Origin of the sequence: Streptomyces nigrescens (genome assembly GCF_027626975.1) — a bacterium.
Classification (GTDB): domain Bacteria; phylum Actinomycetota; class Actinomycetes; order Streptomycetales; family Streptomycetaceae; genus Streptomyces; species Streptomyces nigrescens.
On record NZ_CP114203.1, the window covers coordinates 563,752 to 586,831 of the forward strand.

Sequence of the window (23,080 nt, forward strand, 5' to 3'; positions counted from 1 at the left end):
GACCGGGGCGGGAGACCGGGGGGCGGCAGCCGCCACCGGGGAGCCGCCCGCCCCTCGCGTCCGGACCCCGCCCTCGTCGGCTCCGGAGTGCCACGGGAGTTCGTATGTGTCCTTCGTCCGCGTGGAGGTCCGGCGCGTCGTTTGGACAGCTCACGGGCCTCCGACACCGTGAAGGCGTGCGCCCTCTCCTCCTTCGCCTCGTCGCCGCCGCGGCCGCTCTCCTGGCCGCCGGCGGCTGTGTGTCCCTTCCCGCCGGCGGCTCCCCGCAGGCCCCCGGTCTGGCACCGGGCGGCCGCACCGTCGCCCCGGCCCGCCCCTCGCCCCTGCTGCTGCCCACCAAGGGGGCACCGCGTGAGCAGCTGGTGGATGTGGTGTCCGCACGGAAGAAGACGAGGCGGCCCGCGGCGTCACGGAAGAGGCATGCCGCTCCCCGGCACGCCGCGCCGGGGAACCGGGCGGAACGGCGGCCCGTGGGACGGCCGGTGCCGCAGCCCGCTCGCTCCGTGGCGTCGAGGCCACGTCCGGTGCCGGTACGCACGGCACCGAGGCAGCGGCACCACGCGGAGGCGCCGCCGCGCGCGCACCGGCGGCCGCCGCGGCCCCGCTCGACGGTCGATGCCGGTGTGGTGTGCCGGATGGCCGCCGGCCGTGTCCGGGCGGATCTGCTGCGGCTGTGCCACCGGACGTACGGACGCTGAAGCGGCGCGACGGGGTCGGCCCCGGCCCGGCCGCGCTTCGGCGGGCAGGGGAGAATGCTGCGATGAAGCGAAGAGCCCGCTCGGCGGCGCTGGTCTGTATCGGAGCCCTCACTCTGCTGTCCGCCTGCACCGCGGACCGTGACACACCGTCCGGCCGCCCCTCCGAAACCCCTGGGCCCACGGCCACCACCACCCTCGCGCCCGGTGCCGCGGCCCAACTGGCCGACCGCTACCGGCGGTCCGGCGGGGCGCACGAGGTGTACGGAATTCAGCAGAAGTCCGGCCCGGGCGGCGTCCCCCTGCTGATCGTGTGGACGCACAACCCTGATGAGGACGGCGCCAGGTTCGACGAGCTGAAGGATTCGATCATCGGCTTCCTGACGCGCAAGGAGGGCCTTTCGCTGAAGCAGGGCTACTTGATGGATGTGTTCGGTCCGAAGGGTGCGCTGCAGCACCGTCTCGACGCCCGCCCGTAGCCGGCGCGCGGGGAGGAGACGAGAGATGAAGAGCGACGCGGGTCCTCCGACGGGACAGGCCGGGGGCTGGGATGCGGAGGCCGTACGGGCCCGGATCGGCGAACTGGCGCTGCGGGACCCGGAATTCACCCGGTTCGGCTCCGATGAACACCGCTACCGGCTCACCCCGCCCCTGCCGGAGGCGGCCCTCCGCGCCTTCGAGGAGCGGTACGCCGTCCGGCTGCCCGATTCCTACCGCGCGTTCCTCGCCCGGGTCGGCGGCTCCGGGGCCGGTCCCCAGTACGGACTGCTGCCGCTCGACGAGCCCCTTCCCGTCGAGAGCGAGGACGCCGTCGACGATCTGCGGGAACAGGACCGGCGGCCGGGCTTTCTGGCGGCGCCCTTCCCGCTCCGTGGGGAGTGGCGGGGCAGTCCGGCCGAGCGGTTCGACGAGGAGGCGGAGCGCGCGAGGGTGGCGGGGTCCCTGGTCATCGCCGAGTCGGGGTGCGGGGAGTTCGTCCGGCTCGTCGTCACCGGGCCGTCCGCCGGTCAGATCTGGTTCGACGACATGACCTGGGACCACATCAGGCCCGGACCCGACTTCCGGGACTGGTATCTGTCCTGGCTGCTGCGCTGAACCGGGCACCCGTGCCCCGCACTTGCCACGGCCCGAACTGGCCCCCACCCGACCTGCTACGGCCCCACCTGCCCCGGCCCGACTCGCCACGGCCGGCGGGCAGTCCGCCCGCCCGCCGGCGATTCTTACCGCGTCACTCCAGCCGGATCTCCGCCCCGACCGACCGCTCCCGGGCGGCCGCGACGACCAGGGCCGCGGCCGCGGCGTCCTGCACCGCCACGCCGACGGACTTGTAGAGGGTGATCTGCTGGTCCGAGGAGCGGCCCGGTGCGCTGCCGGCGAGGAGTTCGCCCAGCTCGGCGTGCACATGTTCCTCCGTGATGATGCCGTCGCGGAGAGGGCCCAGCAGATCGTTGCTGCCCGCGGGGAACGGGGCCAGCGCGGCCTGCCGCGACTCGACGCACACCAGCGCTTCGGCGACCGTGGCATCGTCGACCTCCCGGCCGTCCGGGTTGAAGCCCACCGAGGTCACATGCACTCCCGGTGTCAGCCAGGAGCGGCGGATCACGGGGTCGACGGCGTGGGTGGCCGCGGCGGCGATGTCGGCGCCGTCGAGCGCCTCGGCGTAGGTGGCTGCCGCCTCGACGGGTACCTGGAGTGCGGCGGACAGTTCGTCGGCCAGGGCGGTAGCCTTCGCCCGGTCGCGGCCGGCCACCCGGATCTGCCGGATCGGCCGCACCCGGCACATCGCTTCGGCATGCGACCGGGCCTGCGCCCCGGTGCCCAGAACGGCCAGCACCGAGGCGTCCTCACGGGCCAGCAGACGTGCCGAGAGCGCCGAGCCGGCGGCGGTCCGCGCCGCGGTGATCGCCGTACCGTCCAACAGCGCCGTGGGCTCACCGGTGTGCGGATCGAAGGCGACGATCAGTGCCTGGTGGGTCGGCACGGGGGTGCCGCCGTTGTGCGGGAAGACGGAGACCAGCTTGCTCATGAGTACCCCGGCCGACGGAACGAAGCCCGGCATGGCCGCCAGGAAGCCGTCCCGTTCCGGCACCAGCGCGGCGACGCGGTCCGGGGCGGACGCCCGGCCCGCGCTGAGATCCGTCATCGCCGACGCCAGGGCGTCGATCAGCGCATCCAGGTCGAGCAGCGCCTCGACCTGCGAACGACCGAGAACCAGCATCCGCCTCAACCTCCTGCTCAGAGCTGCCCGGCCGACTTGCGCCGGCCGAGGAGTCGACCGTAGTCCCCTCGGCGCGTTCCCGCCTCCCCCTGTTTCCTGACGGGCGGCCGGTGCGGCTTCCGGGGCGCACCGTGCCCGGTTGCCCGGCCACCGCCGGTGGTTGACGCCTGCGGGGGCGGCCGCTCAGGCCGGGGCCAGGGTGCAGGGGTGGCTCAGGAAGTTGCCGAGCCGGCCCTCGGTATCGCCGTTCTTGTAGGCGTGCGCCTCACCGGTCAGCGCGCCCGCTTCGAGCCGGAGGCCGAGTCCCAGCTCCGGGCTGTTGATCCGGGCGTCCGCGGTCGGGAGCTGCAACGGGAAGGAGGCGTGCAGGTCCCAGGACGCCGAGGCGCTCGCCGGGACGGTGGCGCTCGCGCCGGCCAGCCGGAGTTCAATCTGCCGGCCCGGCAGCACCCGGAGGGTGAGCGGCACGTCCCGCTCGGGCGCGCTGATCCGGCCCGTCCATTCGCCCTCCGGCAGCGTCATCGGGCGCGGCGGGCCGGTGAAGGTGGGTGTGATCGACTCGGCGCTGTGGCCCGGGACCAGTTCGCCCAGCACATACTGGAGGATCGCGTCGCGGGCCGCCTTGTTCGTACAGTTGGTGAGCACCGCGACGGAGAGCCGCCGCTCGGGTACCGCGACGGCCATCGCGGCCACTCCGGGCCCGCCACCGCCGTGGCTCTGCACCAGCGGACCGTCGCCCGAGGACAGGCACCAGCCGAGTCCGTATCCCAGATGCTCGTTGACCGGCAGTGCGTGCCGTACGGCCGCCGCGGTCTCCGGCTTCAGCAGACGGTCGTACGACTGGGCGAACAGCGCCAGCTCACCGGCCGGGGCCCAGCCGAGGGTCGCGCCCGGGTGGCCGCAGTCGTAATCGGGGTAGGCACGGCCGTCGGAGGTGTAGCGGAGCGCCGACGGTGCCGGGCCCGGGGGTACCGGCCCGAGGTGGCAGCCGGTGAGCCCGAGCGGCTCGAAGACGCGTGTGCGGACGCAGGCGCCCAGGTCCTGGCCGGTGGCCTGCTCCAGGAGGCGGCCGAGAAGGCGGTAGCCGAGGTTGGCGTAGCCGAAGCCGGTACCCGGTGCGCGGTAGGGCACGGCGTAGCGGTCCGGGTCGCGCACCCGCTCGCCGTCGCCGTAGTCCCAGTCGTAGTACGGCCCCAAGCCGCCCCGGTGCTGGAGCAGTTGGCGCACGGTCGGGGCCGGCCACCGGTCGGCGCCCGGCAGCGGGACGGGGGCGTCCAGGTCCAGGAGTCCCTCGTCGGCCGCATGGCAGACGGCGGTCGCGGTCATCGGCTTGGTGACGGAAGCCAGCCCGTACACCGTGTCCGGCGTGGCCGGACGGCCGGTGGCGACATCGGCCGACCCGTGGGCCGCGGCGAGGACCACCTCGCCGCGCTCGGCCACCGCGACGGAGACCGACGGACACCCGTGTTCCGCCAGCTTCCCGGTGCAGTATTCGCTCAGCCCGTCCAGCATGTCGCGCCCCTCCCCGTCGTATGCGTTCCCCATCAGTTCACGGCTGTTCACGGGAGTCAAGGTGCAAAGTGCCTGGTCGCAGGCCGCGTTGGCCGTGGTTCCCCCGGCCTCGTTCCGTTCGGGTGCGTGCCCGGGCACGGTCCGCCGTCGTGGCCGTGCCGGACCGAAATGTGATCGGTTCGGGGAGGAATGTGTTCGTTGGGGACGGCTGCGCATTGTGGGCGCAGGATCGGGCACGCGAGGACAGCAGGCGTCCGGGCCAGGAGGCTGCAGGAGCAGCCGGCCGCCCCGACGCCGCGCCGCACTGGACATCTACCGCGCCCCGCCGCGGAGAACGGAGGCATTCATGGACTGGCGTCACGACGCGGTGTGCCGCGAAGCGGACCCGGAACTTTTCTTTCCCGTCGGCAACACCGGCCCCGCGCTTCTGCAGATCGAGGAGGCCAAGGCCGTCTGCCGCCGCTGCCCGGTGATGGGGCAGTGTCTCCAGTGGGCGCTCGAATCCCGTCAGGACTCGGGTGTCTGGGGCGGTATGAGTGAGGACGAGCGGCGTGCCATGCGGCGTCGGGCCGCTCGGCACCGGGCTCGCCTTGCCTCCGCCTAGGGGCAGCCGTTCCGGCGCTCGTTCCCACGGGTGCCGCACCGGTACAGCATCCCCGTTCATGACAGGGGCGGTAGCGGAACGAGGCCCGCTACCGCCCCTGACGGTTCCGGCACCGGGCGGCAGGGCCGCCGCCGGACGCCCGCTCAGTCCTCCGCCCGCTGGGTGACCGGGGCCCCGGTGCGGTCCCCCGGGAACTCGTACCAACGGCGCTGCAGACAGACGTAGTGCGCATCGGCCTCGACGAGGCGGAGGAACGCGGTGACGGTCTCCTCCAGGCGCTGCTGCAGCCCGGAGTCGGTCAGCTGCCCGTCCTCGGTGAAGCCCTGGTGGGCCGCGGCAAGACTGAACATGTCCGGGTAGACGCGGGTGCCGAGATGCTCCAGCGGAACCCTCAGCGCCCACAGCCCTCGGTTGCCGCCGACCATGGACGGGGAGGCGGAGACCAGCAGCGCATGCTTGGTCTTGAACGGCTGCGGCCGGACCCGTGAGACCCAGTCGATCGCGTTCTTCACCACTCCCGGCACGGAGGCGTTGTACTCGGGTGAGGAGAGCACGAAGGCGTCGCACCATTCGAGCCGGTCGCGCAGTGCCAGCGCGCCGTCCGGCAGCCCCTCCGTCTCCTCCACATCACCGTCGTACATCGGCATGCTGAATTCCCGCATCCTGGCGACATCCACGGACGCGTCGGCAGCGGACAGCATGCGGCCCACGAGGGAGGCCAGACGGGCATTGGTCGATCCGGCCCGCAGCGAAGCCCCGAGAACGAGTACGCGCAGCGGGCCGGGGTGTGCATCCGTGGGCATGGTGATGTCCTTCCGTCGCCGGGCGGGACAGGTCTCGCCTACAGCAGGTGCTCGATCCTGATCGGCAGTTCCCGTGCGCGGTATCCGGTCGCGTGGAAGACGGCGTTGGCGATGGCCGCCGCGGCGCCGACCATGCCGACCTCGCCGAGTCCCTTGACGCCGAGCGGGTTGACGACCGTGTCCGGCACTTCCACGAACTCGACGGCGACGTCGGGTGCGTCGGCGTTGACCGGCACCAGGTACTCGCCGAGGCTCGCGTTCGCCCAGCGGCCGTCGCGGGTGTCGACCAGACTGCCTTCGAGCAGTGCCTGGCCGAGGCCCCAGAGCATGCCGCCCACGGCCTGGCTGCGGGCGGTCTTGGCGTTGAGGACCCGGCCCGGGGCGAAGGTGCCGACCATGCGGCGCACCCGGACCATGCCGAGGTCCGGGTCGACGGCGACCTCGGCGAACTGGGCGCCGAAGGTGGCGAGCCCGTACGGCAGGTTCTGTGGTGGCGGGCTCCAGCTGCCGAGCGCGTCCAGGTCGGTCATGAAGTGACGCTGCATCAGGGCGCTGTAGGTCTCGCCGGTCTCGGGCCGGTCCCGGAGCTGCATCCGTCCCTCGCGGACGATGACGGTGGCGGGGTCCGCGTGGTGCAGCGGGGAGCCGGGGTCGGCGATCGCCTGCTCGATCATCTGGTCGCGGAGTGTGGTGGCGGCCGTGTACACCGCGGCGCTGATCATTCCGGCGCCGGCCGAGCCGACCGCGGCCGCGACGTTCGGGAGGTCGGTGTCGCCGTACTCGAACCGCATGTTCCGCAGGGCGACGCCCAGCCCGTCGGCGGCGACCTGGGTCATGGCGGTCCCCACTCCGGTGCCGAACTCCTGGGTGCCGGCCTGCACCACCGCGGTGCCGTCGGCGTAGAGCCGGGCGCGGGCCCGTTGCGGCTGCATGGGGAAGAGCACGGGGTAGCCGGCGGTGGCCATGCCTTTGCCGATGAGCCAGTTGCCGTCCCGCTCGGAGCGGGGTTCGGGGTTGCGCGACTGCCAGTCAAAGCGGGCCGCGCCGCGGCGGTAGCACTCCTCCGCGCCGTCACTCGACCAGGGGTGGCCGGTGTTCGGGTCGGCCTCCGCGTGGTTGCGCAGCCGCAACTGCACCGGGTCGACGCCGATTTGGTGGGCGAGTTCGTCCATCAGGCATTCCAGGGCGCACATACCGGTGGTCTCGCCGGGGCCGCGGGTGAAGGTGGGCGTCATGGTGTTGCTGCGGATCAGCCGGTAGACGCCCTCGTAGTGGGGGCAGGCGTAGGCCTGCGAGGCCATGCCGAGCGAGGGTTCGGCCCACTCGTCGAAGGGCGAGGTCAGCGAGAGCTTGTGGTGGCGCAGTGCGGTGAGCCGGCCGTCGTCGGTCGCCCCGAGTTCGATGCGTTGTTCCTGCTCCTCGCGGTGGCCGCAGGAGGTGAACATCTGCTCCCGGGTGAGCGTCAGCTTGACCGGCCGGCCCACCTGCCGCGCGGCCAGGGCAGCCAGGGTCACATGCGGCCAGATCATGGCTTTGCAGCCGAATCCCCCGCCGACGAAGGACGCCCGGACCCGCACCTTCGACGGCGGGATGCCCAGCAGCGCCGCCACGGTGCTCTGGGTCGCCACGATGCCCTGGGTGGCGTCGTAGAGGGTGAGCCGGTCGCCGTCCCAGACGGCTGTGGTGGCCGAGGGCTCGATGGGGTTGTGATGGTTTGCCGCGAAATGGTAGGTGGCGTCGAGGCGTTGGGTCGCGGCCTTGAAACCGGCCTCGACATCACCTCGGACGGTACGTGCGGGAAGGAACCCGGCGAAGATCGCCTCGGGTTCGTAGGCCTGGTCCCTGCCCTCGTCCAGGGTGGTGACGGAGGCACTCCGGTCGTAGTCGACGTGGAGCTGCCGGGCCGCGAACTGGGCGCGTTCGAGCGAGTCCGCGATCACCATCGCCACGGGCTGGCCGAAGTAGTGAACGATGTCGTCCTGCAGCGGGAAGAAGCTCTCCCCCGGGGCGGCGTGACCGGCCAGGGACGGCAGCAGCGACGGCCGGCCGGGGATCTTCGGCAGGTTCTGGTGGGTCAGCACGGCGAGCACACCGTCGGCGCGCTCCGCGGCGTCCGTGCGGATTCCGGTGATCCGCCCGCTGGCCGTGCGGGCGCCGACCAGGGCGGCGTACGCGGTGTTGGGCAGGGTGATCTCCGCGGAGTAGCGGCCGCGTCCGGTGACTTTGGCGGGACCGTCGACGCGGTCGACGGGCCGGCCGACGGCTTCCAGTGTGGCGCCCGTGGTCATGCCGTCCCGCCTCCCGTCGTGGCAGCGGTCCGCAGGGCACGGACCAGGGTCCGCCGGGCGAGTTCCGCCTTGAACGCATTCATCGGCCGGGTGACGGCGGGGGTCAGTTCGGCGGCCGCGGCCCGTGTGAACGTGCCCTCGTCGGCGCGCTGTCCCACCAAGAGGTCCTCGGCCCGGCGGGCGCGCCACGGTTTGGTCGCCACCCCGCCGAGGGCGAGCCGGACCTCGCGGATCACTCCGTCCTCCAGCGCCACCGCCGCCGCAACCGAGGCGAGGGCGAACTCGTAGGACTCGCGGTCCCGCACCTTGAGGTACAGCGAGCCGCGCGCCATGGGGAGTGCGGGCACCTCGATCGCGGTGATGAGTTCGCCGGGTGTGAGCGGATGCTCCCGCTCGGGCGTATCGCCGGGGAGCAGGAAGAAGTCATCGACCGGGATGGTGCGGCTGCCGTCCATGCCTTCCACGTGCACCATGGCGTCCAGGGCGACGAGGGCGACCGCCAGGTCCGAGGGGTGGGTGGCAATACAGTGCTCGCTGGTGCCGAGGACGGCATGACCGCGGTTGACGCCGTCCAGAGCGGAACAGCCGCTCCCCGGAACGCGCTTGTTGCACGCGGATTCGGGGTCGCGGTAGTAGGCGCACCGCACCCGCTGCATCAGGTTCCCGCCCATCGAGGCCATGTGCCGCAACTGGGCGGAGGCCCCGAGCAGCAGCGCCTGGGACAGCATCGGGAAGCGCTCCACGACCGCGCGGTCCTCCGCGACCTCGCTCATCCGGGCCAGCGCACCGATGAGCAGCCCCCCGTCGGAACGGTCCTCGACGCCGGTCAGCGGCAGCCGGTTGATGTCCACCAGACGATGCGGTCGCAGCACATCCAGCCGCAGCAGATCGACTTCCGTGGTGCCGCCCGCGAGGAAGGAACTCCCGGGGTCACTCGTCACCGCCGCGACGGCGCTGTGCACGTCCGTCGCGCGGGTGTAGCTGATGGCACGCACATCACTGTCCTGTCTTCCGGTCCCGCATCTCGCGAATCGCGGAGCGGATATGGGGATAAGCCGCGCATCGGCAGATGTTGCCGCTCATCCACTCGGCGATCTCGCCGTCGGTCCCGGCATGCCCCTCGTTCAGCAGCGCCACGGCCGACATGATCTGTCCGGGCGTGCAGTACCCGCACTGGAAGGCGTCGTGTTCGAGAAAGGCGCGTTGCATCGGGTGCAGCTCATCGCCCTCGGCGAGGCCCTCGATGGTGGTCACTTCCCGGCCTTCGCAGCTGATGGCCAGGGTCAGACAGGACAGCACTCTGCGCCCGTCGACCCAGACCGTGCACGCCCCGCAGGTTCCCTGGTCACAGCCCTTTTTGGAACCGGTGAGGGCCATCTGCTCACGCAGCGCGTCCAGCAGGCTCACCCGTGGCTCCAGGTTCAGGACCCGGGAGACGCCATTGATGTCGAGGGCCACCTTCACGCTGCCCGGCCCGCGCGTCTCCAGGGTGGATGGCTGGGTGACGGATATCGGCGCGCCTTTGTCTGCCACGACACTCACCTCGGAGTCGATGCCGTATGTCGAGCGTCCGTCCGGTCGTCCGGGCTCGCAACCGGACGACTGAGGAGTGCCGGACGGCGGACGCCGGTGCACCCGGCGGATCCGCGCCGAGTTCCTTGCGGGATAATGCGGGGCATGCGGATCTCAGCCAGAGCGGACTATGCCGTGCGTGCCGCGCTGCAACTCGCTGATGCCCGGGATGCGGGGCCGCTCAAGGCAGAGGCCATCGCCCAGGCCCAGGACATTCCGCACAAGTTCCTCGAAGGCATCCTCAACGACATGCGCCGGGGCGGACTGGTGCAGAGCCGGCGGGGCGGCAACGGCGGATACCGGCTGGCCAAGCCCGCGGAGGCGATCAGCATCGCGGATGTCATCCGGGTCGTGGACGGGCCGCTGGTGTCGGTACGCGGAGTCCGGCCGCCGGAGCTGTCCTACACCGGTGCCGCCCGGTCACTGCTGCCGCTGTGGATCGCGCTGCGGGCGAACGTCCGCGAGATCCTCGACGGCGTGTCACTGGCCGATGTCGCCTCCGCTGAGCTGCCGCCGCAGGTGGCGGAGCTGACCGAGAACCCCGATTCCTGGACGAATCCGTAGATTCCCAGGGATCGGGGCATGCCGGGCCGCCCTCCCCGGATGACGACGGTCCGGATGCCAAGACGAGGCTGTCCACCCCTTGAACGCCCCTTGATCCGCCCGCAGTCCGGAAGCGATTCTTTCCCTATCAACCCAGTGGGAAAACTAGGGAAGCCAGGAGGTCGGCGTGCGCACACCGACGCGTTCCGTCCCGTCGGCCGGTGGTCCGTTGTCCACCCCCGCACCGGACGCGGCCGACCGGACGGGCCAGGCCACCACGCCCGAGAAGTCCCCCGCGCAGCCCGCTTCCCCGCAGGTCAAGCACGGTACCGACGACGAGATCTGGCGGCGCGTCACCCGTGAGGTCGCCGATGATCTCGCGGTCGACGCCCTCGTCCGCGACCGGGCGGGCAAGCCCCCGTTCGACGAGCTCGCCCGGCTGCGCGAGGCAGGGCTGCCCGCGCTGCTGACACCCCCCGGCCCCGCCCGGCGGGGCACCGACTGGCGCACCGCCTGCGCGGTCATCCGGGAGATCTCAGCAGCGGACGGTTCCATCGGCGAACTGCTGGGCCGCCACTATGTGTTGTCGTGGAGCGCACGGTTCTTCGGCACGCCGGAACGGGCCGACGGACTCGAACGCCGGGCGAGCGCCGAGCAGTGGCTCTGGGGCGGCGGTATCGACCTCCCGGACACGGAGCCGGCGACCGGCCCCGATCTCACCCTCACCCCGGCCGAAGGCGGGTACCTCCTCAACGGATGCCAGTCGTTCGCCGCGGGTGTGACCGTCGCCGACCGGCTGGTGCTCGGCGCGGTCTGCACCGCTACCGGCGAGTCCCTGGTGGTCTGTGCCGACCCGGCCCACCCGGGTGTGACGGCCGACCCCGAGCACGACCGCCTCGGCCAGCGGCTCTCCGCGGCCGGCCGGATCAGCTTCGACGGTGTCCCGGTCCCCGCGGACCAGGTGCTCGGCGCGGTCCCGCACGATGAGCACGCGCTCGCCCCGTTCACCACGCTCGCCCCCCTGGCGCTCCGGCTCGCCCTCGTCCACGTCGGCCTGGGGATCGCCGAAGGAGCGCTGGCCGAGGCGCGGGACATCACCCGATCCGCACCCCGCAGCCGGCCGGTCACCGGGCGGGACGACGGCACCTACCCGGACCGCCCGGACGCGGACCCCTATCTCCTCCTCGCGTACGGGGAATTGGTGACCGACGCCCACACCGCCGCGGCCGTGGTCGAGTCGGCGTCGGAAGCCCTGGCGAGGGGGCTGCTCGCGGGGCCGGAGCTCGGGGTCGACCAACGCGCCGAGATCGCGGTGCTGGTCGCCGCGGCCGAGGCCGTCACCAGCCGCTCCGCGATGCACCTCACCACCCGCATCCTGGAACTCACCCAGGGCGCCGACTCCGCGGCCGACCCCTTGGGTTTCGACAGGTTCTGGCGCAACACACGCGTGCTGACGGCCCAGGCCTCCCCCACCCACGGACTCCGTGACATCGGTGACCACTACCTGAACGGGACGCACCCGGCTCTGACGCTGCACGCCTGACCGCGGCTCGTACGGCGCGGAGGTACGGCGGCGCGGCAGTGCGGCGGTGCGGCGCATCGCGCGGAGGTAAATCGCCGGGCCTGTCGGCGTCGCTTCGGACGGATCGGTACCAGGGGCTGCTACATCTCGGATGTTCATCCCGAAGCGGGGAAGCCCGTCGGTCCTGTGAGGTGGCGCCTTGTCAGAAAGCCGCAGCGTACCCGTGCAGCCGCCTGCCCGACGCGGGGAGCCGTTGCAGCGACTGCTGTTCGGCGGGGTGTACGGCTCGGTGCTCGCCAGCGCTCTGGCGGCGGCGCTGGGCCATGAAGGCAGGCCGCCGGACCCCGGCTACGACGCGCTGTGGGTGGCCCTGACGGCCGTGGCATCGGCCGCGGCACATGGCTATGCGCACTCCATCGCGCACCGGACGAGCGACGACAGGCAGGTCACCGCGAGCGCGGTGCGTTCGATGCTGTCGGAGTGGCCGCTGGTGGCCGCGATGCTGCCCACCATGGCCGCGCTGTTCGGCGCACACCTGGGGTGGTGGGGCGAGGAGAGCGCGATCGAGGTCGCACTGGGCCTCAATCTGGTCGCGCTGTTCGGTTGGGGGGTATGGGCGGCCCGGGTGGCGGAGCGGCGCTGGGGGGCGTCCTTTCGGGTCGGTTGCGTGGACGTGATGATCGGTCTGCTCATCGTGATCGCGAACGTGTTGAGCAAATAGCCGGAAGGCGGCAGAAGTACGGGGGTGCCGGTCGACCGCCGCTCCGGGATCAGGGTTCCACGGCGAGCCAGGTGGCGATGGCCTGGGCGATGGGCTGGTCGGTCTCCAGCTGGATGAAGCCGAACTGGCCGCCCTGGTTGCATTCCAGGAACCACCAGGCGCCGTCCGGGTCCTCGGCGAAATCAAAAGCACCGTAGGCAAGTTGAGCGGCAGTCATATAGGAATTCACGCCTCGCTGGACGGCGTCGGGCACCTCGACGGGCTCCCAGGTGCCGTGGTGGGTGAAGCGGCTGTCCACTTCTTCCGGATCGGCTTTCTTACGGGCGGCGAAGAGATGGTCACCGACACAGGTGAGCCGGATATCGGCCTCCTTGGGGATGTGCTGCTGGAGCAGGGTCGGCCCGCCCGCCACCCCCGAGAAGTCCGTGTCCGGGCTGATACGCGTGGTGGGCAGCACCATCGGCGGATCGCCGGGGTGCTTTCCGCTCACCGATTTCACCACCAGGTCCTGGTGGGCGGCGGCGAACTGCCGGGCCATCGAGGGGAACGTGGTGAGCAGGGTGGCGGGCACGAGAAAGCCGCTCCGGTGGGCGAGATGCAACTGCCAGGGCTTGTAGCGCGCCTGCGCGGACGCCACGGGATGGTTCATCCAGCGCGCCTGAGTGGAGGTCAGCATGCCGTAAAGCGCCTGCTCGGCCTCGGCCGTGATCCAGGCGGACTGTTCCGCGGTGCGTGCCCCAGGGGTACCGGGCCGGCGGACCCATACCGAGCGCAGACTGCTCAGGCTCACCATGCGTTCGCCGGACTTCAGATATCCGTGGAAGTCGCCCCCCGTGTACTCCGCCGACAGGGAGACCCTCCCGGGCAGGTCGGCGGGGTCGAGGCGGACGAGCGGGACACCGAGGTCCTGCAGCGTCGACACCACGATGTCCGCCGTCAAATCTTCCTCGCAGGTCAGGACCAGGACGGTCATGGCGCTCAGTCGTCGAAGTGGGTCTTGGAGCCGGCGGTGGAGGCGGTGGTGCCGGTGGCCAGCAGTACCGCCCGGCTGCAGGTCGCCGGTCGCCCGTCCGGCAGGACGTTGAGTTGCCGCGTGGCGTCGTAGCTGTACGGCGTACTGGTCGATGACTTCGCCGCCGGACGGGCGTAGCTCAACGCAAACGGTCGCATTCCATCTCCTTCAAAGACCGGTTTCCGAGCCCTTGGCACGGGGCAGGGGTGGAAAGCCCCTACTTATGACTCTGCACGGAAGACGCGACAATCTGGTCAGTTAGTTGCCTCTTTTGCTCGTTTCCAGTGTTCCTCTTGACTGAAAAGCGGCGAGCGCGTACGCACTGTTTCCGTGATGTGCCACCGAGTAGGCAAACGGGCCCGGAAACGCCTCATGCCCCGCCCGAACGGGCGGGGCTGACTGCACGTCATGGGGCGGATGTGCCTCCTGGGCGACTACGCCGGGCGCACCCCGTCGGCCGCTTCGGGCAAGGGCGTGCCGTCCAGGAGGGCGGCGACGAGGTCCACGGTCAGCCGGTGCCAGTGACGAGCGCCACGCAGCATGGTGTGTCCGCCGCGCGGCATGGCGACGGTGTGGGCCCGGGCACCCGCCTGCCGGGCCCGGTCGGCGAGGAGCCAGGAGCCCTCGGCGTCGGTGACCCGGTCGTCCGCGTCGTGCAGCAGCACCAGGGTCCGGTCACGCAGATGGGCGACGGGTTCGTCGGGCGGACACCACGGGGCGAGGGCGACGATGCCGCGGACCGCCGGATGGCCGCCGGTGAGCAGAGCGGCCCGGCCGCCCATGGAGTGGCCGACGAGCACGACCGGGATGTCCGCGGCCCGCGCGGCCAGCTCGTCCAGGGCCTGACGGGCGTCCGAGGCGGCGTCCGCCCGCGGCCCGTTCCACCCGCGGCAGCGGTAGCGCACCGACGCGAGCAGCACCTCCCGTCCGCGCAGGGCCCGGGACATCGCGGATCCGAACGGCCGCATCCGCAGCGCGGGGAGGTTGAGCCGCGGCGGCGGGCCGGGACCGTCGGCCCGCCCTCCGTGCAGCAGGAGCACCGCCGCCCGCGGAGTGTCCGGGCCGCGGTGGACCACCAGCGCCCGGTGCGGGACCCGCTGTCCGTCGCTGCCGGGGCCGGTGGTGCGGGCCGGTCCTGTGGTCATGGGCGGGGGTCCTCCGTGTGGGGGCGTCGACGGGGTGGCAGCGGCACGAAACCGCTGGTGCGGGCCCGGTAGGCGGCGTAGCCGGGGCGGTCGGCCAGTTGGTTCTCCAGCAGCCGCTTACCGCTGCCGTACGTCAGCAGCAAGGACATCACCAGCGGTGAGACCACGGCAAGCGCGGCGCTCTGCCCGGTGCCGCAGGCCAGCAGGAACAGTCCCCACCACACGAGGAAGTCACCGAAATAGTTGGGGTGCCGGCTCCAGCCCCACAGTCCGCGGTCCATGACCCGGCCGCGGTGCGCCGGATCGGCCTTGAAGCGGGCGAGCTGGAAGTCCCCGATGCTCTCGAAAGCGAAGCCGGCCGCCCACAGGAGAGCGCCGGCGACGGCGCCCGCGCCCAGCGGCACCGGCACGTACTGAGCCACCTGCACCGGGAGGGAGACCAGCCACACCAGGGCGCCCTGCAGCAGGTACACCATGCGCAGGGCGTAGGCGTCTCGGCTGCCGGGGGCCCTGGCGAGCAGGCGTTCATAGCGGGGGTCCTCGCCGTGCCCTCGTCCCCGCCAGGCGATATGGACGGACAGCCGCAGCCCCCACAGCACCGTGGCCAGGGTGACCAGGAGCCGCCGGCCGTCGTCACCGTGGCCGGCCGACATCCCATATGTGGCCAGGGTCACCGCGGCGAACGCCGCTCCCCAGGCGGTGTCCACCAGCCGGTGCACGCCCTTGACCCGGGCCACGGCGAACGTGAGAAGCATGACGGAGCCCGCCGCCCCGGCCGCCACCGCGAGGTTGGCGGCGAACGCCGCCCAGGGGAATCCGGTCACCGCCGGGCTCCCCCCACGGACCAGCCGTCCGGCGTCGGCGGCATCGCTGCCTCGCCTTCCGGTGTGGGGCGTACGGCGAGGATCTGGTCGACGCCCATCCGGCGCTCGGTGAACGCGAGTCCGCTGCCGGCAAGATACAGCCGCCACACCCGGGCGGTCGGTTCGCCCGCGAGCGCCACGAACTCCTCCCAGCGGGTCTCCAGGGTGCGGTACCAGGCGGCGATGGTCCGTGCGTAGTGTTCCCGCAGCGCTTCGACGGACCGCACCTCCAGCCCGCCGGCCTCCAGCAGGCCGATGGTCTCGCCCAGCGGGCGCATATGCATGTCGGGGGCGATGTAGGACTCGATGAACGCACCGCCTCCGGGCGCGGCGGAGCCCCGGGACATCTGCTGGATCAACGCCCGTCCCTGGGGGCACAGCAGCGCATGCAGCCGGGCGGCGAACGCCGGGTACTGGGCGTCGCCCACATGCTCACCCATCTCGATCGCGCACACCGCGTCATAGCCGCCTCCCCTGATCTGCCGGTAGTGCCGGAGTTCGGCCTCGACCAGATCGCCCAGGCCCTCCGCCTCGATACGGGCGGTGACATGGGCATGCTGTTCGCGGGAGAGGGTGACCGCGGTGACCCGAGCCCCGAACTCCCGTGCCGCGTACAGCGACAGGCTCCCCCAGCCGCAGCCGATGTCCAGCAGTCGGGCGCCGGGGCCGAGGCCCAGCTTGCGGCAGATCAGGTCCAGCTTGTCCCGCTGGGCGTCGGCGAGTCCGTAGGACGGGTCGTCGGGGCGTGCCCAGTAGCCGCAGGAGTAGGCCATGGACTCGTCCAGCAGCAGCGCATACCAGTCGTTGGAGAGGTCGTAGTGATGACTGATGGCCGCCCGGTCGCGGGCGCTGCTGTGGAGGGTGCCCCGCAGCCGTGCCCGCGGGGCTCCGGGCGCGGGCGGGCGCGGGCCCAGCGCACCGAGCCGCAGTGCGGTGACGGCCATTCCGGTCAGCCGGCGCGGGCCGGGCGGAGCGGCGGCGGCCGGGCCACCCGCGCGCAGCGACCGCCACACTCTGCTCAGCCCGTCGGCCAGATCGCCGTCGATGTCGAGATCGCCCGCGATGTAGGCCTGTGCCAGTCCGAGTTCACCGGGCTGCCACACCAGGCGGCGCAGCGCCCGCCGCGAACGCAGGACCACGACCGGCGCGTCCGGCGGCCCGGCCTCGCTGCCGTCCCAGGCCCGCAGCCGCACCGGCAGGTTCCCCGCGAAGTGGCCGGCGAGCAGTGCGGCGAGGCGGTCCGCGGCCCGTGTCACCGGAGGCCTCCGTCCCGCGCCGTCGTGGTGGCCCGGGTGAGGAGCAGCTGGCGGACGTCCAGGTAGCCGGCGCGGAATCCGGCCTCGGAGTAGGCCAGGTAGAACTCCCACATACGGCGGAAGACCGGGTCGAAGCCCAACGCGTCCACCTCGGCGGACCGTTGGGTGAAGCGTTCGCGCCACAGCCGCAGCGTCTCGGCATAGTGGCCGCCGTATCCGTCGTTCTCCCGCATCCGCAGGCCGGCGGCCGCCGTGTGCTGCGCGATGGCCTCGACGGACGGGATGAGGCCGCCGGGGAAGATGTACTTGTGGATCCAGGTGTAGGTGGTGCGGGTGGCGAGCATCCGCGCGTGCGGCATGGTGATGGCCTGGAGTGCGATCCGGCCGCCCGGCAGCAGCAGGCGTTCGAGGGTGTCGAAGTAGACGGGCCAGTAGTCCGCGCCGACGGCCTCGATCATCTCCACGCTCACCACGGCGTCGTAGCGGCCGGTCACCTGCCGGTAGTCACACAGCTCGACCGAGACCCGGTCCGCGTGTCCGGCCTGCGCGATACGCGATGTGGCGAGGTCGCGCTGCTCCTGTGACAGGGTCACCGAGACGACGCGGGCGCCACGGGCGGCGGCGCGCAGGGCCAGTTCTCCCCAGCCGGTGCCGATCTCCAGCAGACGGGTGCCGTCGCCGACGCCGGCCAGGTCCAGCAGCCGGTCGATCTTGCGGTGCTGGGCGTCGGCCAGGTCGCTCCATACGACCGGACGCTTCCGGAAGACGGCCGAGGAGTACGTCATGGTCGGGTCCAGGAAGAGCGCGAACAGGTCGTTCGACAGGTCGTAGTGCCGGTGGACGTTCTGCCGGGCGCCCTCCAGGGTGTTGCGCTGTCCGCTGGGCCGACGGCGCGCCCAGGTGCCCCGGAGCCGCTGCAGCGGACGGGGTACCAGCGAGGTGAGGTGGGAGGCGAGGACGGTCAGCGCGCCGACCAGGTCGTCCGCCTCCCACTCCCCCGCCATGTAGGACTCGCCGAAGCCGATCAGCCCGTCGGTTCCGATCCGCCGGAAGAACGCCTCCGGGTCGTGCACCCGCACCAGGGGCCCCTCGTCGCCCGTGACGGGAGCGTCCCCGAGTGCGGTCCGCAACGGCAGGGCGGCCAGTGCCCGTTGAACGAGCAGCCGGGTCACGGCGGTGCGTGTCGCCGAACCGCGCGGACCGTGCGCCACATCGGGCCACCTGGCCGCGTCCGCCCGGGGGCGGTCCGTCGCGAGCGCGGCGGCCGGGGCGGCAGCAGCGGGCCCGGCGGCGGCAGAGGATGCGGTGCGGTCCGAGACGGAAGTCTTCACTTCATGCCTTCCTGGATGCGGTGGTGGGGACGGGGCTGGACGGGCAGCCCGCGCAGGAACAGGGCGATGCCGTGCCGGCGGATGCCGGCGGAGACGGCGGCCGTGGACCAGGGATGGCGCAGCGCCGCGGCCAGCAGCCGCCCGGCGGTCGCGGGCCGGCGGGTGCCGCGCACGGTCGCGGTGAACGGCCGGGTGGCGCCGCGGCGCAGCGCTACCGTCAGGTCGAGCCGTCCGGCCGGTTCGGGCAGGCGCATCCGGTAGGCGCCGTCGACCGGGAAGAACGGCGAGACGTAGAAGTCCTTGGCGACCTCCGCGCGGCCCTGTGCGTCGGTGCGCAGCAGGTAGCAGTGGCGCTCGCCGTAGGTGTTGTGCACCTCGGCGACGACGCAGACGGGCTCGTCGTGCCGGTCGTGGCACCAGTAGAGGGTCAGCGGGTTGAAGACATGGCCCAGGACCCGGGCGTGCGCGAGCATCAGCACCCGCCCGCCGTCCAGCTCTATGCCGTGGCTCGTCAGGAACCGTTCCAGTCCGGCCCGGAGGGTCGGCGCGGTGCCGGCGAAGTGGTCCCGGGGGTCGAACCGGGCCAGTGGGCGCAGCGCGGCGGGGAGCCGTGGCGGGTGGTCGAGGTCGACCAGCCACATATAGGTCCGGTGGCGCAGGGAGTGCCGCACCGGCGCCGTACGGGCGTGGGAGACCAGGCACTCGTAGAGGGCGGGGGTGCCGGTGGCGGAGGCGGTGGCCGGGGCGGCCGTACCGGGTGTCACCAGCGCACCCCCAGGGCCGCGGCCGCCTGGACGCCGGAGCGGCAGCCGTCCTCGTGGAAGCCCCAGCCGTGGTAGGCACCCGCGAAGGCGGTGACCGCCGTGTTCAGCTGCGGCAGCCGCTGTTGGGCGGCGACCGACTCCGGTGTGTAGAGGGGGTGTTCGTACACCATCCGCGCCAGGACCCGGTCACCGTCGATGCGGTCGGCGGCGTTGAGGGTGACGATGAAGTCCTCCGGGGTGTCCAGCCGTTGCAGCCGGTTCATGTGGTAGCTGACCTGCACCTCGTCCGCAGGAGTGGTGCAGGAGGCCATCAGGTAGTTCCACGAGGCGCGCGCCCCGCGGGCCCGCGGCAGCAGGGCGGTGTCGCTGTGGAGCACGGTGGTGTTGCGCGAGTAGGGGAACGCGCTCAGGATCTGCCGTTCGTCGCCGGTGGGTTCGGCGAGCATCCGCAGTGCCTGGTCGGGGTGGACGGCCACCACCACCGCGTCGTAGGTGCGCTCCGTGCCGTCCCCGGTGACGATCCGGGCCCGGTCGGGTGCGCGGTGCACCGTACGGACCGGGGTGCCGGTGTGGACGGTCGTGAGCTGCTTGCCGACCCGGCTGACGTACTCCACCGAGCCGCCGGTGACCGTCTTCCACCGGGGCGAGCCGCCGACCGACAGCAGACCGTGGTGCTCAAGGAAGCGGAACAGGTAGACGGCCGGGTACTGCATGGCGGTCGTGGGGGCGCAGGACCACACCGCGGAGACCAGCGGGGTGACGAAGTGGGTGACGAAGTACCGGGAGAAGCCGCACCGGGTCAGGAACCTGCCGAGGGTGAGGGTGTCGCCGCGGTCGGTGGCGAGCGTGGTGCGCGCGGCGCGGTGGAAGGCGCGGATCTCGGTCAGCATCCGCAGATAGCGGCCCCGCAGGGCGCTGCGCGGCTGGGCGAACAGTCCGGCCGGCCCGCGGGCACCGGCGTACTCCAGACCGCAGCCCTCGCACCGTACGGACATGCTCATCTCGGAGTCCTGGGTGGTCACCCCGAGTTCGCGGAACAGCCGCAGCAGCAGCGGATAGGTGCGCTCGTTGTGGACGATGAACCCGGTGTCGACCCGTATCACCCGGCCGTCTTCCGAAGCCCTGTCGTGAGTGTGGGCGTGGCCGCCGAGGCGGTCCTCCGCCTCGTACAGCGACACCGCACAGCCGCCCTGCTGCAGTACGTAGGCGGCGGTGAGTCCCGCCACCCCGCCGCCGACCACGGCGATCCGTCGACGCTCCACGGTCATGTGCCTCCTCGCCTCGGGGCGGGCCGCGTTGCGGTTGCGGCGGCCCGCTCAGGAGGGATTCGGTGCCCGGGGCGGCGCGGATTGGTCGTGATGTTCCGAACCGCAATGCGGGCTGGTGGGCTCCGGTGTCCGGGTATGCCGAGCCGGCCGCCGGCCCGTGGTGGGCCGGCGGCCGGCGGTGTCAGCTGCGGTGGGTGCCGGGGCTCACACCCGGAGGACGGCCAGCGGCGGGGTGGTGGGCCGGCTGGAGCCGCCCGCGGGTTCCGCCGTGACGCCTACCCCGTCCGCGCCCTCGGGCCCGCCGGTCAGCAGCATCGCGCCGGAGGAGCTGCCGGTCTCGACGAGCCCGGCGGGCTCCATGGCGCCGTTGCGGCTGTACCAGAGCTCGTACACCCGCTGACCGGACAGCTTCGGCAGGCCGTGGTAGAGGAACGCGGTCTGTCCCCTCCTCTTGGAGGCGACGACCGTTCCGCTGCCGCCGCCCTTGAGCGCCGTGGTGTGGAAGGTGGCGTCCGGGGCGGCCATCAGAGCGCTGACCGCGGCCGCCTGCTGCTCAGCGCGGGCCGTACGGTCCCGCTGCTGGTCGGCGTCGTTCCGGGCGGTGACGGCCAGCCCGCCGGCGATCGCGGCGACGACCAGGCAGGCGGCGGCCGCGAGATAGGGCAGCCGGTGCCGCAGTCCCCGGCGCAGCGGGACCACGGGCGCGGTCGCGTGGCGCCCCCTCGGCGGCAGTTGCCGGACCTCGGGCAGGGCGGCCATCACCCGGGTGCGCAGATCTGCCGGGGGCACCTCGGCCACGGCCAGGGCCAGCCGGGCCGCGGTTTCCTGCAGTTCCCGCACCTCCCGGGTGCAGGCCTGACACTGCGCCAGGTGGCGGGTGAACTCGGCGGACTCGTGCTCGGACAGCGCGCCCAGTGCGTAGGCGCCGGTCAGTGTGTGCAGATCGACGGTGCTCATGCCGACACCCCCAGGCAGTCGCGGAGCCGGATGAGGCCGTCCCGCAGTCGTGTCTTGACCGTGCCCAGCGCCGCGCCCAGCAGGTCGGCGGTCTCCCGGTAGGTGTAGCCGCGGTAGTAGGCGAGTGTCACCGACTCCCTTTGCAGGTCGGTCAGTTGCGCCAGGCAGCGGCGCACCTGCTCACGCTCCAGCCGCCGCTCGACCTGCTCGCTGACCTCGTCGAAGGGGGCGGTGTAGGCACCCACCCCGGCCCGCTGGTCACGGTCGGCCGCCGCCTGAACGGAGCGCACCCGGTCCACCGCCCGACGATGAGCCAGCGTCATGATCCAGGCCATGGCGCTGCCCTGCCGCGCGTCGAAGCGGGCCGCGGACCGCCACACCTCGATCAGCACCTCCTGCGCGACCTCCTCGGACTGCGCCGGATCCCGTACCACCCGGCGCACCAGGCCCAGTACGGAGCCGGCCACCGCCGTGTAGAGATTCTCGAACGCGTACTGATCGCCGCGGGAGACGCGGTCGAGCAGTGATTCCAGCGCACCGGTATGGGGCGCTGGGGACCGGTCGCCGCGGGCTGCGACGGGCATGGACACCTCCGGACTGTGACGTGGTCACGAGTGATTCGGCGCCGTGCGACACCTGGATTGGTCGGGAGAGGATTCTCGCGGACACCCCGTCGGGCAGCGCACCCGGGGCGGTCACCACGGTTCGTACGCCACGGCCCCCCGGATTCCCGCGCGTCGGATACCGCCTGACGGGCCGGGACTACGCAAGGATCACCGCGGGGGCACCGAGGCGGCGAGAGGACTGGGCGTGCGGGACGCGGATGCCGTCATCGTGGGCGCGGGTGCGGCCGGGCTGTCGCTCGCCTACCGGCTGTGTGCGCCGGCGGCCGGCGGCCGGCCGCTGCGGGTGGTGCTCGTCGACGCACCGCCCGGACCGCTCACCCCCCAGGAGCGGACCTGGTGTTACTGGGAGGCACCGGGCGGCGCCTTCGACGACGCCCTGACCGCGTCGTGGGAACGGCTGCGGGTGCACGGGCCCGGCGGGGAGGCGACGGCGGGGCGGCCCGAGCCCTTCCGGTACAAGATGCTGCGGTCGCGTGACTTCGAGGCCCTGGTGGACGACCGGCTCGCCGAACAGGATGCCGTGGTCCGGGCCGAGGCGACGGTGGAGTCCGTACGGGACGTGTCCGGCGGGGCAGAGGTGCGCGGGCGCGACGCGGCGGGGCGGCCGGTGACCCTGCGGGCCCGCTGGGTCTTCGACTCCCGGCCGGCCGGGCGGCTCCCTCCGGCGCGGACCACCCTCCAGCAGCACTTCCGCGGCTGGTTCGTCCGCACCCGGCGCCCGGAGTTCGATCCCACGACCGCGGATCTGATGGACTTCCGCACCCCGCAGCCCAGCCATGGTCTGTCCTTCGGGTACGTCCTGCCGCTCAGCGACTGTGCCGCGCTGGTGGAGTACACGGAGTTCTCCCGCCGCACCGTGGACACCGCTGTCTACGAACGGGCCTTGCGCCACTACACCGGGCAGGTGCTGCGGCTGGGCGCGTTCCGTGTCACGGCTGCCGAGCAGGGCGCGATCCCGATGACCGACGGCCGCTTTCCGCGCCGGGCGGGCCGCGCGGTGTTCCGCATCGGGACCGCGGGGGGCGCCACCCGTCCGTCGACCGGGTACACCTTCGCTTCCGTACAACGGCAGACGGCGCTCATCGCGGCCGCGCTGCTGGCCGGCCGGCCACCGGTCACCCCTCCCCCGCACACCGCCTGGCACCGGGCCATGGACGCCGTGCTGCTGCGTGCGCTGGACAGCGGGCGGGTGGACGGCGCCGAGTTCTTCACCGGGCTGTTCCGCACGGTGCCGATGGAGCGGCTGCTGCGCTTCCTCGACGGCCGCTCCCGTCTGTGGGAGGACGTCACCATCGGTCTGCGCACCCCGGTGCTGCCCATGCTCCGCACCGTCGCCGAACTCCCGCTGCTGCCACGCCGCACCGCCGTGCGGTGACCCCG

General features: G+C 72.5%; 24 protein-coding genes. 8 read left to right on the forward strand and 16 right to left on the reverse strand.

Features of this window, described 5'->3' with window-relative positions:
* Positions 1 to 176 precede the first annotated feature (176 nt).
* The 3 genes from STRNI_RS02580 to STRNI_RS02590 all read left to right on the forward strand — a co-directional run bounded on the left by STRNI_RS02580 (position 177) and on the right by STRNI_RS02590 (position 1,790).
* Complete coding sequence (locus STRNI_RS02580; protein ID WP_277410439.1) at positions 177 to 698, forward strand: hypothetical protein; 522 nt, start codon at positions 177 to 179, stop codon at positions 696 to 698.
* 62 nt (positions 699 to 760) lie between these two features.
* Entirely contained in the window at positions 761 to 1,174 is a 414-nt protein-coding gene (locus STRNI_RS02585; RefSeq protein WP_093635620.1) for a hypothetical protein, read from the forward strand.
* A gap of 25 nt (positions 1,175 to 1,199) precedes the next feature.
* Positions 1,200 to 1,790, forward strand: a complete 591-nt coding sequence (locus STRNI_RS02590) for an SMI1/KNR4 family protein (protein WP_277410440.1) — start codon at positions 1,200 to 1,202, stop codon at positions 1,788 to 1,790.
* Positions 1,791 to 1,923: 133 nt separating this feature from the next.
* On the opposite strand, the gene STRNI_RS02595 is transcribed toward STRNI_RS02590, so the two are convergent.
* On the reverse strand, positions 1,924 to 2,913 hold the full coding sequence (locus STRNI_RS02595; RefSeq protein ID WP_159483797.1) for an ornithine cyclodeaminase family protein: 990 nt from the start codon (positions 2,911 to 2,913) through the stop codon (positions 1,924 to 1,926).
* A gap of 183 nt (positions 2,914 to 3,096) precedes the next feature.
* Complete coding sequence (locus STRNI_RS02600; RefSeq protein ID WP_277410441.1) at positions 3,097 to 4,476, reverse strand: serine hydrolase domain-containing protein; 1,380 nt, start codon at positions 4,474 to 4,476, stop codon at positions 3,097 to 3,099.
* 295 nt (positions 4,477 to 4,771) lie between these two features.
* On the opposite strand from STRNI_RS02600, the gene STRNI_RS02605 reads away from it, so the two are divergent.
* On the forward strand, positions 4,772 to 5,029 hold the full coding sequence (locus tag STRNI_RS02605) for a WhiB family transcriptional regulator (RefSeq protein ID WP_018091550.1): 258 nt from the start codon (positions 4,772 to 4,774) through the stop codon (positions 5,027 to 5,029).
* A 143-nt stretch (positions 5,030 to 5,172) separates the two neighbouring features.
* On the opposite strand, the gene STRNI_RS02610 is transcribed toward STRNI_RS02605, so the two are convergent.
* The 4 genes from STRNI_RS02610 to STRNI_RS02625 are packed head-to-tail and all read right to left on the reverse strand — an operon-like array spanning position 5,173 to position 9,653.
* Positions 5,173 to 5,832, reverse strand: a complete 660-nt coding sequence (locus STRNI_RS02610; protein WP_018091551.1) for an NADPH-dependent FMN reductase — start codon at positions 5,830 to 5,832, stop codon at positions 5,173 to 5,175.
* A gap of 38 nt (positions 5,833 to 5,870) precedes the next feature.
* Positions 5,871 to 8,120, reverse strand: a complete 2,250-nt coding sequence (locus tag STRNI_RS02615; protein ID WP_277410442.1) for a xanthine dehydrogenase family protein molybdopterin-binding subunit — start codon at positions 8,118 to 8,120, stop codon at positions 5,871 to 5,873.
* Positions 8,117 to 9,115 (reverse strand): FAD binding domain-containing protein, encoded by a 999-nt coding sequence (locus STRNI_RS02620; RefSeq protein ID WP_277410443.1) that lies wholly within the window; start codon positions 9,113 to 9,115, stop codon positions 8,117 to 8,119. The genes STRNI_RS02615 and STRNI_RS02620 overlap by 4 nt, the downstream gene beginning before the upstream one ends.
* Before the next feature lies 1 nt (position 9,116).
* The gene (locus tag STRNI_RS02625; protein ID WP_018091554.1) at positions 9,117 to 9,653 is read right to left on the reverse strand and encodes a (2Fe-2S)-binding protein; all 537 of its coding nucleotides are present in this window, start codon (positions 9,651 to 9,653) and stop codon (positions 9,117 to 9,119) included.
* A 144-nt stretch (positions 9,654 to 9,797) separates the two neighbouring features.
* On the opposite strand from STRNI_RS02625, the gene STRNI_RS02630 reads away from it, so the two are divergent.
* The 3 genes from STRNI_RS02630 (at position 9,798) to STRNI_RS02640 (ending at position 12,478) form a co-directional block, all read left to right on the forward strand.
* A complete protein-coding gene (locus STRNI_RS02630; RefSeq protein WP_018091555.1) occupies positions 9,798 to 10,256 on the forward strand; it encodes an RrF2 family transcriptional regulator in 459 nt (152 codons plus the stop codon).
* Positions 10,257 to 10,422: 166 nt separating this feature from the next.
* The gene (locus STRNI_RS02635) at positions 10,423 to 11,778 is read left to right on the forward strand and encodes an acyl-CoA dehydrogenase family protein (protein WP_277410444.1); all 1,356 of its coding nucleotides are present in this window, start codon (positions 10,423 to 10,425) and stop codon (positions 11,776 to 11,778) included.
* A gap of 232 nt (positions 11,779 to 12,010) precedes the next feature.
* A complete protein-coding gene (locus STRNI_RS02640; protein WP_018091557.1) occupies positions 12,011 to 12,478 on the forward strand; it encodes a hypothetical protein in 468 nt (155 codons plus the stop codon).
* A gap of 49 nt (positions 12,479 to 12,527) precedes the next feature.
* On the opposite strand, the gene tgmB is transcribed toward STRNI_RS02640, so the two are convergent.
* The 10 genes from tgmB to sigK all read right to left on the reverse strand — a co-directional run bounded on the left by tgmB (position 12,528) and on the right by sigK (position 21,658).
* Positions 12,528 to 13,451: an ATP-grasp ribosomal peptide maturase gene (tgmB, locus tag STRNI_RS02645; protein ID WP_018091558.1), complete on the reverse strand. Its 924-nt coding sequence runs from the start codon at positions 13,449 to 13,451 to the stop codon at positions 12,528 to 12,530.
* A 5-nt stretch (positions 13,452 to 13,456) separates the two neighbouring features.
* Positions 13,457 to 13,648: a putative ATP-grasp-modified RiPP gene (tgmA, locus tag STRNI_RS02650; protein WP_026169961.1), complete on the reverse strand. Its 192-nt coding sequence runs from the start codon at positions 13,646 to 13,648 to the stop codon at positions 13,457 to 13,459.
* A 276-nt stretch (positions 13,649 to 13,924) separates the two neighbouring features.
* Complete coding sequence (locus STRNI_RS02655; RefSeq protein WP_277410445.1) at positions 13,925 to 14,635, reverse strand: alpha/beta hydrolase; 711 nt, start codon at positions 14,633 to 14,635, stop codon at positions 13,925 to 13,927.
* Positions 14,632 to 15,459: a DUF1295 domain-containing protein gene (locus tag STRNI_RS02660; RefSeq protein ID WP_277410446.1), complete on the reverse strand. Its 828-nt coding sequence runs from the start codon at positions 15,457 to 15,459 to the stop codon at positions 14,632 to 14,634. The genes STRNI_RS02655 and STRNI_RS02660 overlap by 4 nt, the downstream gene beginning before the upstream one ends.
* Positions 15,456 to 16,754, reverse strand: coding sequence for an SAM-dependent methyltransferase (locus STRNI_RS02665; protein ID WP_277410447.1), 1,299 nt, complete (start codon positions 16,752 to 16,754; stop codon positions 15,456 to 15,458). Before STRNI_RS02665 ends, STRNI_RS02660 begins: the two co-directional genes overlap by 4 nt.
* On the reverse strand, positions 16,751 to 18,085 hold the full coding sequence (locus STRNI_RS02670; protein ID WP_277410448.1) for an SAM-dependent methyltransferase: 1,335 nt from the start codon (positions 18,083 to 18,085) through the stop codon (positions 16,751 to 16,753). The genes STRNI_RS02665 and STRNI_RS02670 overlap by 4 nt, the downstream gene beginning before the upstream one ends.
* The gene (locus STRNI_RS02675) at positions 18,082 to 18,849 is read right to left on the reverse strand and encodes a DUF1365 domain-containing protein (protein WP_277410449.1); all 768 of its coding nucleotides are present in this window, start codon (positions 18,847 to 18,849) and stop codon (positions 18,082 to 18,084) included. The genes STRNI_RS02670 and STRNI_RS02675 overlap by 4 nt, the downstream gene beginning before the upstream one ends.
* Positions 18,846 to 20,117, reverse strand: a complete 1,272-nt coding sequence (locus tag STRNI_RS02680) for an NAD(P)/FAD-dependent oxidoreductase (protein WP_159483811.1) — start codon at positions 20,115 to 20,117, stop codon at positions 18,846 to 18,848. The genes STRNI_RS02675 and STRNI_RS02680 overlap by 4 nt, the downstream gene beginning before the upstream one ends.
* 204 nt (positions 20,118 to 20,321) lie before the next feature.
* Positions 20,322 to 21,074, reverse strand: a complete 753-nt coding sequence (locus STRNI_RS02685; protein ID WP_159483813.1) for an anti-sigma factor — start codon at positions 21,072 to 21,074, stop codon at positions 20,322 to 20,324.
* On the reverse strand, positions 21,071 to 21,658 hold the full coding sequence (gene sigK / locus STRNI_RS02690; RefSeq protein ID WP_018091567.1) for an ECF RNA polymerase sigma factor SigK: 588 nt from the start codon (positions 21,656 to 21,658) through the stop codon (positions 21,071 to 21,073). The genes STRNI_RS02685 and sigK overlap by 4 nt, the downstream gene beginning before the upstream one ends.
* A gap of 226 nt (positions 21,659 to 21,884) precedes the next feature.
* Here sigK and STRNI_RS02695 point away from each other — a divergent pair, with 226 nt between their 5' ends.
* Positions 21,885 to 23,075: a lycopene cyclase family protein gene (locus tag STRNI_RS02695; RefSeq protein WP_159483815.1), complete on the forward strand. Its 1,191-nt coding sequence runs from the start codon at positions 21,885 to 21,887 to the stop codon at positions 23,073 to 23,075.
* Positions 23,076 to 23,080: the final 5 nt, after the last annotated feature.